Origin of the sequence: Acinetobacter sp. YH16052 (assembly GCF_013417155.1) — a bacterium.
Taxonomy (GTDB): Bacteria; Pseudomonadota; Gammaproteobacteria; order Pseudomonadales; family Moraxellaceae; genus Acinetobacter.
In genome coordinates this window covers 172,302-186,801 of sequence record NZ_VPEO01000001.1, presented here as the reverse complement: position 1 = coordinate 186,801, position 14,500 = coordinate 172,302, and the positions used below count along the sequence as shown (strand labels likewise).

The window sequence follows — 14,500 nt, the reverse complement described above, 5'->3', positions numbered from 1 at the left end:
TTCTGTGAAAGCGTTATGGTGTGGTTCTAAGGTCTGAATCGGTAGGTGCAGCGAACTGTTGTTGCACAGGTGCCTCGCGTTGTTCATCGGGCACTTTAGGCTCAGCTTCAGTATTTTTATATAACAGATACTTGGCACGCTTGTCGTAATTCGGATCATTCGGCAAGTGCAAAGCACCTGACTGTCCACAACCTGCAAGAGCAAGACCTGTCGCTAAGATACTGATGTAGCAAATGACTTGGCGCATCTGACCACCTAATGTAATAGTTTCGATGAAGTATAACGCGATCATTCGGCATGACCCAAGCGTTAAACGCTAGAGAGTATCTTTAGACAAAAAAAAACGCCAGCAGATCGCTGACGTTTTTATTGATAAGGTTTATTTATGTTTCTGTTTATAGAAACCAAAATAGCCAATGATTAGCAGGATAAACCAGATCGGACTGATCATCAGTGCCTGGCGAGTATCCTCTTCCAGTGCTAAGACCACGATCATGCTCAGGAAGAAGATAATCACGATCCAACAGGTCACTAAACCACCTGGTAATTTAAAGGTCGATTTGGCATGCAGCTCTGGTCGTGTTTTGTAATACACGATATAGCTCCAGATAATGATGATCCAGACACAGATAAACAGAATCGTAGATAAAGTCGTTGCCAAGGTAAAGGCCCGAACTGTATCCGGAACAAAATACTGGAGTGCTGCTCCCAGCAACAAACACACGGCAGAAAAATACAGGGCATTTGCAGGCACTGCGCGACGGTTCAAGCGACCAAAGGCAACCGGTGCCTGCTCTTCACGCGACAGGCCAAACAGCATACGGCTGGTCGAGAATACGCCACTGTTCATCGATGACATCACCGAGGACAATACCACCAGGTTCATGATAATCGCAGCCGCTGCAATGCCAGCCTGACTGAACAGGTTTACAAAGGGCGAAACATTCGGGTCAATCTGGTTCCATGGAGTTACTGACATCACAATGAGCAGTGCCAATACATAGAAAATAATGATACGGATCGGAATAGAGTTCACCGCTTTTGGCAGGTTCTTTTCCGGATCTTTGGTTTCAGCCGCGGTAGTCCCCACCAGTTCCACCCCCACAAAGGCAAAGATGGCAATCTGGAAACCGGCCAGGAAGCCCATGGCACCCGTTGGGAACAAACCGCCATGCTCCCAGATATGACTAAAGGATGCGACCGTACCAACATCATTGGTAAAGCCAGTAAACACCATCCACAGACCAACAGCAATCAGCACCACAATGGCGATAATTTTGACCAGGGCAAACCAGAATTCCATTTCACCAAACAGTTTTACCGTGACCAGATTCAGCCCCATGATAAACACAATCGCGGCAACACTGATCATGACGCCTTCTTCAGGGCTAAAGGGCAAGCCATTATTGAAGAATTGCAGATAGTAAATAATGGCTGACAGATCTGCGATCCCGATGGTGATCCAGCACAGCCAGTAGGTCCAGCCGACAAAGTATCCGGCCCAAGGCCCGATCAGATCCGTGGCAAAATCAATAAATGATTTATATTGTAAATTGGAGAGCAACAACTCACCCAATGCACGCATCACCAGAAAGACCATAAAACCGATGATCATATAGATCACCAGAATCGAAGGACCTGCGAGACTGATGGTTTTACCCGAACCCATAAACAGGCCGGTTCCGATGGCGCCCCCAATGGCAATTAACTGTAGGTGCCGATTGGACAAACTCCGCTTTAATTCACCGTGCTCTGCCGACGAATTGTTATATTTTTCTGACATTATTAATTACAACTTTGAGTTTTACTCGCGACAAATTAACGTAAAAAATGCTGAATACAAAAATAAAATTTGCATCATTTGTATTTCCTGATTAATTGAAGAAGTTAATTTATTTTTCTTATATCGCTCTACGGTTACACTTCTGCTTTATTTTTGACCTGCGATATTCCAGTAATTTCTTGTCAAATTTTTAAAACTGTGTAAAAAATAGAACACTATTCAGTCAATTTATGCATTCAGGATGAATGTATCTGGCATAGCAATTGCTTTTTAATCAATACCTCGAACTACACAGACATGGATCAATAAGAAGAATTTTATGCAAAATTTACAAAGTTTAATGGAAACTTTAAGCGGCTGGGTGTGGGGCCCTTATATGCTGGTACTGATTGTTGGTACCGGGATCTTCCTCACCTTCCGTTTATTGTTCTGGCAGTTCCGCATGTTGCCCCTAGCCTTCAAACAGGTCTTTGGCAAGCATCCTGACCACTCAGGGGACATTTCCCAATTCGCTTCACTCATGACCGCACTCTCTGCCACGATTGGTACCGGTAACATTGCCGGCGTAGCCACTGCCTGTGTCCTCGGTGGCCCGGGCGCCGTGTTCTGGATGTGGATGACTGCCTTGTTTGGTATGGCGACCAAATATGGCGAAGGTGTTCTGGCAGTCAAATACCGAGTGAAAAATGAGAAAGGTGAAATGTCCGGTGGTCCGATGTACTACATCGAACGTGGTCTGAAATGGAAATGGCTGGCACTGATTTTCGCTTTGTTCGGGACACTGGCTTCTTTTGGGATCGGCAGTTCAGTACAGTCGAATACCGTAGCACTGGCAGTTGAAAACAGCCTGGGCATTGAAACCTGGATGACGGGGATCATTATCACTGCCTTTTCAGCACTGGTGATTCTGGGCGGAATCAAATCGATTTCCAAAGCTTCTTCTGTGATCGTGCCGATTATGGCGGTGGGTTATGTGGCTGGCGGTCTGATTATTATTTTAAATAATCTGGAACTGGTCGTGCCGGCACTAAAAATGATCTTCAGCTATGCATTTACTGGTGAAGCTGCAGTGGGCGGTGCGATTGGTGCAGCGATTCGTTATGGTGTGGCACGTGGTGTATTCTCCAACGAAGCCGGCATGGGTTCTGCGCCGATTGCTGCCGCAGCGGCAAAAACCGATCATCCGGCCCGTCAAGGTCTGGTGTCTATGACCGGTACGTTTATTGATACGATTATTGTCTGTTCAATTACCGGTATTGTTCTGGTGATGGGTTATATCATGGCCGGTAATTCATTCGGAGATCAAACCGGTGCAGTATTGACCATCAGCGCGTTTGACAAACTGTTGCCTGGGATCGGCGGCTGGATTGTGACCCTCGGGATTATTTTCTTTGCTTATTCCACCATCTTGGGTTGGAGCTACTATGGCGAGAAATGTGCCACTTATTTGCTCGGTGAGAAGTTTGTGCTGCCCTATCGCATTATTTATATCGCTTCGGTATTTATTGGCTGTGTGGCGACCCTTGATCTGGTTTGGCTCTTCGCCGATACCTTTAATGGGCTCATGGCGGTTCCAAACTTAATTGCACTATTGCTTTTATCCGGAGTGATTGCCAAGGAATCGAAAGACTTTATTGCAAGACGTAAATCTGGTGAACTTTATTAATTGATAAGTTATTTAACTACTCAACTTAAATAGTAAAGAGCCACGTCAATCGTGGCTTTTTATGCTTCATCTTTTCCATTCTTCATCATGAAAATTTAGCAACGTAAACCACTACAAGCCAGCTTGTCCCACTCAGATTCAAGCTCCAACGCTAGTCCTAAAGATAAAACAAAAAACTGAATGCCTTTAATTTTCATATTGCCCTGTTCATCTTCCAGATATCCACTCAATTTTTGATAGGTTTTATGATGCAGATCAAAAGGTACATCCAGATAAAGACCACCCAGGTAGATTTCACTATGGACGGTTTGATCCACACCTAAACACGGCATATAGACAATGCCCTGTTGCTCTAGCCAGCCGATCAACATTTGGCGAACCGAGTTTGCGTCCCGATCTGGATGTACATAATGATCAAAATGCACAAACAGCACATCACGGTTTTTTTCACGTGCGATCGCATCAATATGTTTCAACAATTGTGACAAGATCTGTTCCATTCCAGCATAACAAGATGGGCATTATAGACGGCGTTGACGCATAGCATTCAAATCAGCATAAATAAAAACGACAAGCCTTGTCGTAAAAACCATGATTTTTCAGGTGAAAGGCTTGGTTTTCGATAGCATTCACCGCTATGCTGTCACTCAATTTCAATCGCTTCATCTTCAAATATGGCTAAAGCAAAAAGTGTGTATCGTTGTGAACAATGTGGTGCCGATCATCCAAAATGGTCGGGGCAGTGTTCTGAATGCGGGGAATGGAATAGCCTGGTTGAGGTGACCATTGCACCCGCAGTGACACATCGCGCTCAGCCAAAAATCGGTGGTGGATATGCAGGTCAGGCGTCCAGCATCACGACTTTAAATCAGGTCTCAGTCTCTCATGAAACCCGTCTGCCGACGGGTATCAGCGAATTTGACCGGGTTTTGGGTGGCGGACTGGTAACCGGTTCGGTGGTCCTGATCGGCGGTGATCCCGGGATTGGTAAATCCACCATTTTGCTACAAACAGCCACGCACATGGCATCTGCCAAAAATCCGGCCCTGTATGTGACCGGTGAGGAATCTTTGTCTCAGGTTGCTTTACGTGCCCAACGTCTGGATCTGCCAACCGACCAGCTCAAAGTCATGGCAGAAACCTGTGTCGAACGTATTTGTGAAGTACTGGCCCAGCAACGTCCTGCGGTAGCCATTCTGGACTCGATCCAAACCCTGTATACCGAAACCCTGCAATCTGCACCGGGCGGTGTCTCACAGATTCGTGAATCAGCGGCCCTGTTGACCCGTTTTGCGAAAAATAGTGGCACGTCTTTGTTTCTGGTCGGTCATGTAACCAAAGAAGGCGCACTGGCCGGCCCACGTGTACTGGAACATATGGTCGACTGTGTACTGTATTTTGAAGGCCAGTCTGATTCACGTTACCGGATGATCCGAGCGGTCAAAAACCGTTTTGGTGCAGTCAATGAACTCGGTGTGTTCGGCATGACCGATAAAGGTCTGCGCGAAGTGTCCAATCCTTCAGCCATCTTTTTAAGCCGTTATGATGAAGCGATTCCCGGTTCGATTGTAATGATCAGCCGCGAAGGTACGCGCCCGCTACTGGTTGAGGTTCAGGCACTGGTCGATGATGCACATGGCCAACCAAGACGTGTAGCGCTCGGCCTGGATCAGAACCGCTTGAATATGCTCCTTGCAGTCATGCATCGGCATGGTGGTGTGCAAACCTCCGGCCAGGATGTGTATGTCAATATTGTCGGTGGCCTTAAAATTACCGAAACTGGGTCAGATTTAGCTGTACTGCTGGCCTGCGCTTCCAGCATTCGTGGCAAAGCCTTACCGCAACAGCTGGCGGTTTTTGGGGAAGTCGGACTGTCTGGAGAGATTCGCCCTGTGCCGAACGGTCAGGAAAGGCTGAAAGAAGCGATTAAACATGGTTTTAAATACATTATTGTCCCTCGCGGCAATGCACCGCAAAAATCCATCGAGGGCGTGCAAATTATTGCAGTTGCGCGTTTACATGAAGCCTTGAGCGAGGCAATGGCGCTGAGTGATGAACTCAATTAACTGTAAACCGGCTCATTTCGTACAAAGAGCAAAAAAATACAGATTTTTGATTGAAATTCCACACAAAGCCTATATAAATAGACTGTACAAACAGGTTTTATTCTCATAGGAAAAATGAATGGAAGTTCGACAGCGCGGTTTGATCACAGGTATCTTGACAGCAGTTTTATTGGTTGCGCCTTTTGCAGCTGAAGCAAAACGTGCTGGTGGCGGTAAAAGTCACGGCATGCAACGTTCTGCACAACCTACTCAATCTTATCAACAACCTCGTCAAGCTGCGCCTGCTCAACAAGCGCCAGTTGCCGGTGCTGCAACCCAGCAAAAATCCGGTCCGGGTGTCGGCGGCATGGTTGCCGCGGGTGTAGCCGGTGCTGCGATTGGTGCAGTTGCTGCCAATGCCTTGGCGGATGATCAAAGTGTAGCAGCATCTGAAGCTCAGGCTGCTCAAGCCGAAGAGGAAAAAGGTGGTATTCCAGGCTGGATCTGGATCCTTCTTGCTGCTGCTGTTGCCTTCTTCATTTTCCGTAAGATGGGCGCAAAAAAAAAAGTAGCTTCTAACCCATACGCACCAAATAGCGGTGCTGGTAATACAGCACCTTTTGGTCAGGCACCGACTGCACCTCGCGGTGGTGACAGTACCAATATTTTTGGTCAGAATGTGGGTGGTCAAACGTCAAGCAACAATGCTCCGTTCGGTTCTGCTCCGGTAAATAACGCGCCTTTTGGTGCAGCTTATACCCAAAGTGGCAGCCAGTTACCGGATGGTACTGAACCTGCAGCATTCTTGCGTGTAGCGCGTCAGCGTTTTAACCATATTCAGTCCATGAATACAGCAAGCAACATTTCTGAAATTCAGCGTTATCTGACTCCTGAACTTTATCAGTCAATGTATAACGACATCATGAGCAATCAGGATCAGGATGTTGCCGAGTTTTCAAATCTGAATGCGATGGTCGTCGACTCATCGACTGACAATGGCCAGTATATTGTCAGCGTACGCTTTACAGGTACGGTAAGCGAAGACTTGAACAGCTTGCCGCAACCGTTCGCAGAAATCTGGCATTTCACCAAACCAGCAGGTTCAAATCAGGACTGGGTGGTTGCAGGTATTCAGCAAGACTAATCGTGAATAAATGAAGTTTAGACAGCGGCCTTCGAGCCGCTGTTTTTATTTTCAAGCCTTACATTTTGATCTTTTTTAATTCCCTTCCCCCTCTCTTTTTTAATTCCCTTCCCCCTATCTTTTTTAATCTAACTTCCAGTTTTACTTATTTTTCATATAAATAGTTCAATAACCCATATTTAAAATCTAAACAATAATTGTTATCATTATCATTAAATACTTCATAAGTTTGTAAATAGAATTTTCGATGATGAATAGTCCGAATATGCAAGCCATAGCGACTGGAACAGTTACTGCACCGAAACCATCAAGCAAAAATAAAGTCAAAGCAAGTATGCTGGCTTATCGTGGGATGATTTTATATCGCTTTATTCTGGCGGGTGCTGGCGGTTATCTACTGGCTACACTGGCAACGATCGTGATTGCCCAGCTTTTTATCGACAGTGGAAGCAGTGCAGCCATGTCCGCCACCCTGATTGGCTTTAGCTTGAATGCTGCTGCATTTATCTGGGTATTTATGGTGAATAAGACGCTCAAAGCTACGCTCGGGATCGCGATTCCCGGTGTTTTACTCTATATCGCCTATAAGCTTTTAGGAAATTGAGATGAGAGTAGATGCAAAACCCGAAGGTCCACGCCAGTCGATGTCGTGGTTGCATACTTGGGCCAGTCTGATTTTAGGCTGGCTTTTATATGCGATTTTCTTGACCGGAACCTTAAGCTTTTTCCAGAACGAAATTACCGTCTGGATGAAACCGGAATTTCATCAATCAGTTCCACCAAAGACTCAAATCGAACAAACCCGTGTGGCACTGGCTTATCTGCAACAGCACCATCCGGATGCTGGCAGCTGGGCAATCCAGCTTCCTAACTCACGCCAAAATACTACCACCCTGACTATTCGTAGTGCCGGCGAAGATCCGCGTGCCCGTCGTGGCGGTACCCGCGTGACGATTGACAGCGCCACCGGCGAAGTTTTGCAAGCGCGTGAAACACGCGGTGGTTCATTCTTATATCGTTTCCACTTTGAATTGTATGGTTTGCCAAGAATCTGGGCGCGCTGGATTGTCGGCGTTGCGACCCTGCTCATGCTGGTGGCAATCATCAGCGGTGTCATTACCCATAAGAAAATTTTCAAGGATTTTTTTACTTTCCGTCCCGGCAAAGGTCAGCGTTCATGGTTGGATGCACACAATGCTACTGCGGTATTTGCCCTGCCCTTTCACATCATGATTACCTTCAGTGGCTTATTATTATTGCTTTTTACCCTCATGCCCTGGGGCGTAAACCAGATTTATGAAAATCGTGGTGCTTTCCTTCAGGATCAACGTAAGAGTTTGGTTCAAGACAACAGTATTCAGGCTGAATCCCGTGAAACCCATAGTGAGAGCAAAAAACGTCGACCGCAAGCTGAGAGAGAAAATCGTGGCGAGCGCGGTGAAATGTCTGCACGCAGTGAAGGTCGCCGCTCTCGTGATGAAATGCAAGCTGCACCTCCTGCACCGTCAACCGATCTGAATCCGATCTTGGCAACAGCAAAGAAAGAATGGAAAAACAACCCGGTTGGCACGATAACCATCATCCAGCCAAATACCGTAAAAGCAGAAATTGAGCTTCGTGCCTTAAACGGAGTCAGCGTAGCTTATCGTAATGTTTATCCGAGCCTTGCTTTCAATGGTGTGACCGGTGATTTAGAGCCGGATCAAACCACCCTGAAAACGCCTTCAGTCGCAAATGGTATCTATAACATGTTCACCACACTACATGAAGCACGTGGCGTAGATCTGGCGTTACGCTGGTTATTGTTCATGTCAGGTGTGGTGGGTACCTTGATGATTGCCACCGGCTTGATTCTATGGTGTGTCAAACGTGCACCACAGCAACAGAAACAAGGCTATAAATCGTTTGGTTATCGTCTTGTGGAAGTCACCAATATCGCTGCCATTATTGGTTTACCTGTTGCCTGTGCTGCCTATTTCTATGCCAACCGTTTTATTCCGGCAGACATGGACATGCGTCTGAACTGGGAAATTCGTAGCTTCTTTATTGTCTGGTTGCTGACTTTACTGTATGCCATGATTCGCACTCATCATCAGGCCTGGCTGGAACTATTACTGCTTGCCACTGCCGCATTTACCTTGCTCCCAATCGTGAACTCCATGACCGGCGGTCAGGCGATCTGGAACACCATCATGCATGGTCAATGGGTCATTGCTTCTTTTGATCTGGCGATGTGGGTGCTTGCGATCCTGTTCTGGTTTTAATTTAAAAAAGTGAAAAACCATAAAGGCTTGCAGTCTAAAAAAGCCAAGGCTGCTTTCAAGGAGAAGCAGGCATGATGTTCTTCTTACTGATTTGGACTTTAACTTCGCTGGGTTTCTTTGCGCTTGCAATGTCGATGTCCAAACATCAAAAACAGATTTTTGACACAGAACTTGATCCTGCAAAAACACTACTTGCGACTATTCTCGGCTGGCTATTGCTCATAATTGCCCTGATTCTGTGCCTGTTGACAGGAGCTGTCAGCAATATGATCAGTTACTGGCTGGGTAGTTTGACTTTTGCAGCACTGGTGGTCGGTTTAAGTCTGAGCTATCTGGAAAGTAAAATTAAAGTGATCGTAATGTTTTGTGTGTTTATCGCTTTGATCTCAGGGATTCTTTGCTTGATCTAATAATCATTGATTGACCAATCTCTTTAAAAAGCTAACCTTCGGATTGGCTTTTTTGCTTTAAACCTTTTAGTCTACGCACAATATTTTTGAGATGTTGATATGACCCAGCGTGTTTCTCCCTCTGCTGTCCTGACTAATCTTGCCTTAGCTGGCAATGCTGAAGCGCAATTTGAACTGGCTGAACTGTATATGCAAAGCGAGCATGATGATGACATCATTCTTGCTGAAGAATGGGCATTGAAAGCTGCCAACGGCGGACTGGTTGATGCAATGTATTGGCTAGGTGAAGGTTACACCGTGTATGCCAAAGAATTAGCAGAAGAAGATCCGGAAGAATCTAAAGCTCACTTTGAGTTAGCCTATTACTGGTTAAGCAAGGCCAATATTGAGAAGCACCCTGCTGCGACTTTAGAGCTGGCCGGTTTCTACCGTCGCGGTGACGTGATTGAAAAAGATGTAGAGAAATCAATTTCTTTAGTCAAACAGGCTGCGGCATGGGGTGAAGTTCAGGCCATGCGCGATCTTGCTTTTATTTATGCCAATGGTCTTGGTGTTGTAGCTGATGACATAAAGGCAGATTACTGGACACAAAAAGCAGATGAGATTGAACAGGAAATAGAATAAATAAAAAGCCCGTCAGATGATGGGCTTTTTATTATAAAAATAATCTGGCTCAATTGAAAAAGCACATATATATTAGTCGTTAATATTAATAATATTCTGATAACAATATGGCTTACCAAGCAACCGTATTAAATGTAATGATCGCATCACCTAGTGATGTGATAGAGGAAAGACAACTCGTCCGCGATGCAATTTATGAATGAAACGCAATTCACTCTAAGCAATTTGGTGTAATGCTAAATCCTGTCGGCTGGGAAAATAATGTTGCCCCTCAAATGGGAAGTCGGCCTCAAGAAATTATCAACAAAAGTATTCTGAATGATTCAGATATTCTGATTGGTATTTTCTGGACTCGCCTAGGTTCACCAACTGGCGAATATGTTAGTGGAACAGTAGAAGAAATAGCGAAACACTGCGAAAAAAATAAATTAGCTTCGATATATATTTCTAAAAAGTCTTACCCTCCCAATATTGATTTACAGTAATTACAGTTTTTAAGAGATCAAACCCAAATTTGGCTTAAAGAAGGGTTATTAGAATTTTATGACAATCATTCTAACTTTAAACAAAAAATTAAAGATCATTTATCTATCCAAATTCAAAATAATGAATATGTTCAATCTATCTTAACAAATGTTCTTCCTTCCTCTACCCAAAACGTTGCCAATCCAAAAACTACAATTGAGCCAACAGAGGAAATGGTACAAATATTATTAAATGCAGGCGATGCAGAGAGTCAAATTCACTTCCGGCGATATTTAGGTGGTCAATCCCTATTTGTAGGCAATCTAAACCTTGATCTTGATAAGGCTAGAGAATTAGCTAAATGGGAAGATGCTCTTAATGAATTAGTGAATTTAGGTTTAATTAAGGATCGAGGTTATAAAGGTGAATTATTTGATTTAACTAAAGAAGGTTGGAAAGCTTTTGACCAATTAAAAGCTCAACTTGAAGAAAGTAAGTAATATTATCTTTTTCAACTTGGCTCATGTTTAGATTCCAAGTACAATACTGCGCTAGTCGAGGGATGCTGCGACGTTTTACAGGCACTAAATGTAAAATCGCTAGGCTCGACCATCGGTCAGACATTCGTTCTGATCAACAACGGCATCCGCGAACAGAACGATCCAATCTATTTTTTCCTAGGAGATCCTGATGAACGCGGTTACTGCTTCATTTACAGATTACAAAGTTGCTGATATTTCACTTGCTGATTACGGCCGTAAAGAAATTAAGCTTGCAGAAGCTGAAATGCCAGCCCTCATGGGTCTGCGTAAACGCTACTCAGCTGCAAAACCACTGGCAGGCGCGAAAATTCTCGGCTGTATCCACATGACCATTCAAACTGCAGTTTTAATTGAAACTCTGGTTGAATTGGGTGCAGAAGTTCGCTGGACTTCTTGTAACATCTTCTCGACTCAAGATCACGCTGCTGCTGCAATTGCGGCTTCAGGTATTCCAGTATTTGCCTGGAAAGGTGAAACTGAAGAAGAATACATGTGGTGTCTGGAACAGCAAATCAATGTCAATGGCACACCTTGGGATGCCAACATGATTCTGGATGATGGCGGTGACTTGACTGCTGTTGTGCATGAAAAATATCCTGAACTGATTGCTAAAATTCACGGTATTACTGAAGAAACCACCACAGGTGTTCAACGTCTGCTTGAAATGTGGAAAGACGGTTCATTGAAAGTTCCTGCAATCAATGTCAACGATTCAGTAACCAAATCTAAAAACGACAACAAATACGGTTGCCGTCATTCACTGAATGACGCGATCAAACGTGGTACAGATATGCTGTTATCTGGCCGTCGTGCGCTTGTCATCGGTTATGGCGACGTAGGTAAAGGTTCTGCACAATCTCTTCGTCAAGAAGGCATGATCGTTCGCGTATCTGAAATCGATCCAATCTGTGCAATGCAAGCATGCATGGACGGTTACGAAGTTGTATCTCCATACAAAAACGGCGTGCAAACTGGTAAGAAAGAAGACGTGAATACTGACCTTCTTTTGAATACAGACCTGATCGTCACCACCACTGGTAACTACCATGTATGTGACGCTGCAATGCTGGATACATTGAAAGCTGGCGCTGTGGTTTGTAACATCGGTCACTTTGATACTGAAATCGACACGAACTACCTACGTGGTTACAAGTGGGTTGAAGTGAAGCCACAAGTACACCAAGTGTATCGTTCAGAAAATGAAAACGATTACCTGATTCTTCTTTCAGAAGGCCGTTTGGTGAACCTAGGTAATGCGACTGGTCACCCTTCACGTGTGATGGACGGTTCTTTTGCTAACCAGGTATTGGCGCAAATGCACCTGTTCGCTGAAAAATTTGCTGATCTTCCTGAAGATCAAAAACAGGCCGCGATTCGTGTTGAACTATTACCGAAGAAGCTAGACGAAGAAGTGGCTGCAGCAATGGTTGCTGGTTTCGGTGGTGTCTTGACTCAACTGACTCAAGAACAAGCTGACTATTTAGGCGTTCAAGTTGAAGGTCCGTTTAAAGCGGATGCTTATAAATATTAATTAGCCCTCACCCCATCCCTCTCCCTGAGCTTGTTTTAAGCACAGCTTTAAAACAAGCGTAAGAGAGGGTGAATCTCTCAAGCCATTGCATGACAAGCTTTATTTTTGGCATGTCAATAATTTGAGCTAAAACCCTGTGTTATTCAGTAATGAATACTCCTCTCCCTTTGGGAGAGGTCAGGGAGAGGGTGATAAGTAAAAAGGATTTCAACATGTCTAAGCATATTCCAATTTCATTTGAATTCTTCCCGACCAAAACCGATGTCGGTGCGGAAAAACTCAAAGTCGTTCATCAAGAACTACAATTGCTCAACCCAGAATTCTTCTCTGTAACCTATGGTGCCGGTGGTTCGACTCGTGAACGCACCTTGTCTACCATCAATGACTTTAATGGCAAAGGCGCACCTGTTGCCCCTCACCTGTCTTGTATTGGCGATGACAAAGCGCGTATTGCTGAACTTCTAGACCTGTACAAATCCCAGGGCATTGACCGTATTGTTGCCCTGCGTGGTGACTTACCTTCAGGTCAGGTCGGTTTGGGTGAATTACCTTATGCACAAGATCTGGTTCGCTTTATCCGTGAACATTCAGGTGATCACTTCAAGATTGAAGTGGCAGCTTATCCGGAAATGCATCCTCAAGCCGAAAGCTTTGACAAAGATATTCAGCACTTTGTTGAAAAAGTTCAGGCGGGTGCCAATGCCGCTTTAACCCAGTTCTTCTTCAATCCAGATGCCTATTTCTACTTTGTAGATCGCATCCAGAAAGCAGGCATTGATATTCCTGTTGCACCAGGGATCATGCCGATTACCAATGCCAGCAACCTGATTCGTTTTGCTGATGGTACCGGTGCTGAAATTCCACGCTGGATTCGCAAGCAACTGGCCACCTATGGGGATGATAGTGCCAGCATTAAAGCCTTTGGTCATGAAGTTGTGGTTAAATTCTGTGAGCGCCTGCTTGCAGGTGGTGCACCAAGTCTGCATTTCTACACCATGAACACCACTGATCCGACACATCAACTTGTAAAAGACCTAGGTCTCGCATAAGTTTTCAGGCTGCATTGATCTGACCCTTTTTCTCCCTTAAGGAGAAACATAAAAAGGGTGTAAAGAGCAATGCAGTCTTGTTTTGTTCCACCTGAGAGTAATTCCGACATGCCACGTTTTTTTATTGAAGCAGACTTAAATGTTGATACTACGGTTGAGTTAACGGAAACCGTTTTTCATCATTGGGCCAAGGTATTACGTGCTCAAGTGGGTGAAAGCGCGACATTGTTCAATGGACAGGGTGGCGAGTATGAGGTAACCCTGACTGAGGTTGCCAAAAAATCAGCCACCGTTTCGGTCAAGGCATTTAATCCTGCCAATCGTACACCCAAGTTTCAGGCCTTGCTCGGTCAGGTAATGAGTAAAGGCGACCGCATGGATTATGCGATTCAGAAAGCGGTCGAACTGGGTGTCTCCGAAATTCAGCTACTGACTTCAGATCGCTGTGAAATGCGCTTGAAGTATGATCGTGACCAGAAGAAACTGGATCACTGGCAAGGTGTTGCGATTGCCGCTTGTGAACAGTCTGGGCTGAATATCGTTCCCAAGATTTTAGCGCCCATGTCACTTGAAAAATGGCTGGATACAGAGCTACCCAACACCAAACTGGTTTTGGCACCGAATAAAGATGAAGCCGATGTACTGTCAGAAGCGACCTTGGATCTTGCCCTGTTGATTGGTCCCGAAGGTGGTCTGAGTGAGGCAGAAATTAATGCCGCAAACCAGAAAGGTTTTCTGAACTGGTGTATAGGCGAACGTGTACTGCGTACCGAAACAGCCCCTGTGGTTGCCCTGTCAATTTTAAATTATGTGCTTTAGTTCATCAGATGAGTAAAAATTTGTCTTTAATTTTGTTGATTTTTATTTTTAAGACAACTAATCTCGACTAAAGAATAATAAATACTTATTAATTGATTTCACACATTTCCTGGGGTTTTTATAACAACAATGTACAAGGACGAAAACCGTTTAGGATG

14 protein-coding genes and 1 pseudogene are annotated in these 14,500 nt (G+C 44.8%); 12 read left to right on the top strand and 3 right to left on the bottom strand.

Going from position 1 to position 14,500, the window contains the following annotated elements:
* Positions 1–13: 13 nt before the first annotated feature.
* Both FTV42_RS00880 and FTV42_RS00875 read right to left on the bottom strand, forming a co-directional pair.
* Complete coding sequence (locus tag FTV42_RS00880; protein WP_180037178.1) at positions 14–247, bottom strand: lipoprotein; 234 nt, start codon at positions 245–247, stop codon at positions 14–16.
* Positions 248–379: 132 nt separating this feature from the next.
* Positions 380–1,783 (bottom strand): amino acid permease, encoded by a 1,404-nt coding sequence (locus FTV42_RS00875; protein ID WP_004731814.1) that lies wholly within the window; start codon positions 1,781–1,783, stop codon positions 380–382.
* A 319-nt stretch (positions 1,784–2,102) separates the two neighbouring features.
* On the opposite strand from FTV42_RS00875, the gene FTV42_RS00870 reads away from it, so the two are divergent.
* Positions 2,103–3,449 carry a sodium:alanine symporter family protein gene (locus tag FTV42_RS00870; RefSeq protein WP_044111420.1) on the top strand — a complete coding sequence of 449 codons (1,347 nt, stop codon included), beginning with the start codon at positions 2,103–2,105 and terminating at the stop codon, positions 3,447–3,449.
* A gap of 95 nt (positions 3,450–3,544) precedes the next feature.
* On the opposite strand, the gene FTV42_RS00865 is transcribed toward FTV42_RS00870, so the two are convergent.
* A complete protein-coding gene (locus tag FTV42_RS00865) occupies positions 3,545–3,949 on the bottom strand; it encodes a hypothetical protein (protein WP_004645721.1) in 405 nt (134 codons plus the stop codon).
* A 174-nt stretch (positions 3,950–4,123) separates the two neighbouring features.
* Between FTV42_RS00865 and radA the strand changes: the two genes are divergently transcribed.
* The 11 genes and pseudogenes from radA (at position 4,124) to FTV42_RS00815 (ending at position 14,342) form a co-directional block, all read left to right on the top strand.
* On the top strand, positions 4,124–5,515 hold the full coding sequence (radA, locus tag FTV42_RS00860; RefSeq protein WP_004731817.1) for a DNA repair protein RadA: 1,392 nt from the start codon (positions 4,124–4,126) through the stop codon (positions 5,513–5,515).
* Between the two features lie 118 nt (positions 5,516–5,633).
* Complete coding sequence (locus FTV42_RS00855; RefSeq protein ID WP_004731819.1) at positions 5,634–6,638, top strand: Tim44 domain-containing protein; 1,005 nt, start codon at positions 5,634–5,636, stop codon at positions 6,636–6,638.
* A 247-nt stretch (positions 6,639–6,885) separates the two neighbouring features.
* Positions 6,886–7,242 carry a hypothetical protein gene (locus tag FTV42_RS00850; protein ID WP_016807069.1) on the top strand — a complete coding sequence of 119 codons (357 nt, stop codon included), beginning with the start codon at positions 6,886–6,888 and terminating at the stop codon, positions 7,240–7,242.
* Position 7,243: 1 nt separating this feature from the next.
* Positions 7,244–8,977 (top strand): annotated as a pseudogene (locus FTV42_RS00845) (PepSY-associated TM helix domain-containing protein).
* Positions 8,974–9,312 carry a DUF3325 family protein gene (locus FTV42_RS00840; protein ID WP_138743372.1) on the top strand — a complete coding sequence of 113 codons (339 nt, stop codon included), beginning with the start codon at positions 8,974–8,976 and terminating at the stop codon, positions 9,310–9,312. Before FTV42_RS00845 ends, FTV42_RS00840 begins: the two are co-directional and overlap by 4 nt.
* 99 nt (positions 9,313–9,411) lie before the next feature.
* Positions 9,412–9,936: a tetratricopeptide repeat protein gene (locus FTV42_RS00835; RefSeq protein ID WP_180037128.1), complete on the top strand. Its 525-nt coding sequence runs from the start codon at positions 9,412–9,414 to the stop codon at positions 9,934–9,936.
* 233 nt (positions 9,937–10,169) lie between these two features.
* Positions 10,170–10,421 carry a DUF4062 domain-containing protein gene (locus FTV42_RS17485; RefSeq protein WP_257223357.1) on the top strand — a complete coding sequence of 84 codons (252 nt, stop codon included), beginning with the start codon at positions 10,170–10,172 and terminating at the stop codon, positions 10,419–10,421.
* Between the two features lie 213 nt (positions 10,422–10,634).
* A complete protein-coding gene (locus tag FTV42_RS17480; RefSeq protein ID WP_257223356.1) occupies positions 10,635–10,901 on the top strand; it encodes a hypothetical protein in 267 nt (88 codons plus the stop codon).
* A gap of 190 nt (positions 10,902–11,091) precedes the next feature.
* Complete coding sequence (ahcY, locus tag FTV42_RS00825; RefSeq protein ID WP_180037127.1) at positions 11,092–12,474, top strand: adenosylhomocysteinase; 1,383 nt, start codon at positions 11,092–11,094, stop codon at positions 12,472–12,474.
* Positions 12,475–12,686: 212 nt separating this feature from the next.
* Complete coding sequence (metF, locus tag FTV42_RS00820; protein ID WP_180037126.1) at positions 12,687–13,523, top strand: methylenetetrahydrofolate reductase [NAD(P)H]; 837 nt, start codon at positions 12,687–12,689, stop codon at positions 13,521–13,523.
* Positions 13,524–13,631: 108 nt separating this feature from the next.
* The gene (locus FTV42_RS00815) at positions 13,632–14,342 is read left to right on the top strand and encodes a 16S rRNA (uracil(1498)-N(3))-methyltransferase (RefSeq protein ID WP_180037125.1); all 711 of its coding nucleotides are present in this window, start codon (positions 13,632–13,634) and stop codon (positions 14,340–14,342) included.
* The last annotated feature ends 158 nt before the right edge of the window (positions 14,343–14,500 follow it).

Coding starts and splice junctions, on each gene's coding strand:
- FTV42_RS00880 (WP_180037178.1), bottom strand. CDS start 247: ATGCGCCAAGTCATTTGCTACATCAGTATCTTAGCGACAGGTCTTGCT.
- FTV42_RS00875 (WP_004731814.1), bottom strand. CDS start 1,783: ATGTCAGAAAAATATAACAATTCGTCGGCAGAGCACGGTGAATTAAAG.
- FTV42_RS00870 (WP_044111420.1), top strand. CDS start 2,103: ATGCAAAATTTACAAAGTTTAATGGAAACTTTAAGCGGCTGGGTGTGG.
- FTV42_RS00865 (WP_004645721.1), bottom strand. CDS start 3,949: ATGGAACAGATCTTGTCACAATTGTTGAAACATATTGATGCGATCGCA.
- radA (WP_004731817.1), top strand. CDS start 4,124: ATGGCTAAAGCAAAAAGTGTGTATCGTTGTGAACAATGTGGTGCCGAT.
- FTV42_RS00855 (WP_004731819.1), top strand. CDS start 5,634: ATGGAAGTTCGACAGCGCGGTTTGATCACAGGTATCTTGACAGCAGTT.
- FTV42_RS00850 (WP_016807069.1), top strand. CDS start 6,886: ATGATGAATAGTCCGAATATGCAAGCCATAGCGACTGGAACAGTTACT.
- FTV42_RS00840 (WP_138743372.1), top strand. CDS start 8,974: ATGATGTTCTTCTTACTGATTTGGACTTTAACTTCGCTGGGTTTCTTT.
- FTV42_RS00835 (WP_180037128.1), top strand. CDS start 9,412: ATGACCCAGCGTGTTTCTCCCTCTGCTGTCCTGACTAATCTTGCCTTA.
- FTV42_RS17485 (WP_257223357.1), top strand. CDS start 10,170: ATGCTAAATCCTGTCGGCTGGGAAAATAATGTTGCCCCTCAAATGGGA.
- FTV42_RS17480 (WP_257223356.1), top strand. CDS start 10,635: ATGGTACAAATATTATTAAATGCAGGCGATGCAGAGAGTCAAATTCAC.
- ahcY (WP_180037127.1), top strand. CDS start 11,092: ATGAACGCGGTTACTGCTTCATTTACAGATTACAAAGTTGCTGATATT.
- metF (WP_180037126.1), top strand. CDS start 12,687: ATGTCTAAGCATATTCCAATTTCATTTGAATTCTTCCCGACCAAAACC.
- FTV42_RS00815 (WP_180037125.1), top strand. CDS start 13,632: ATGCCACGTTTTTTTATTGAAGCAGACTTAAATGTTGATACTACGGTT.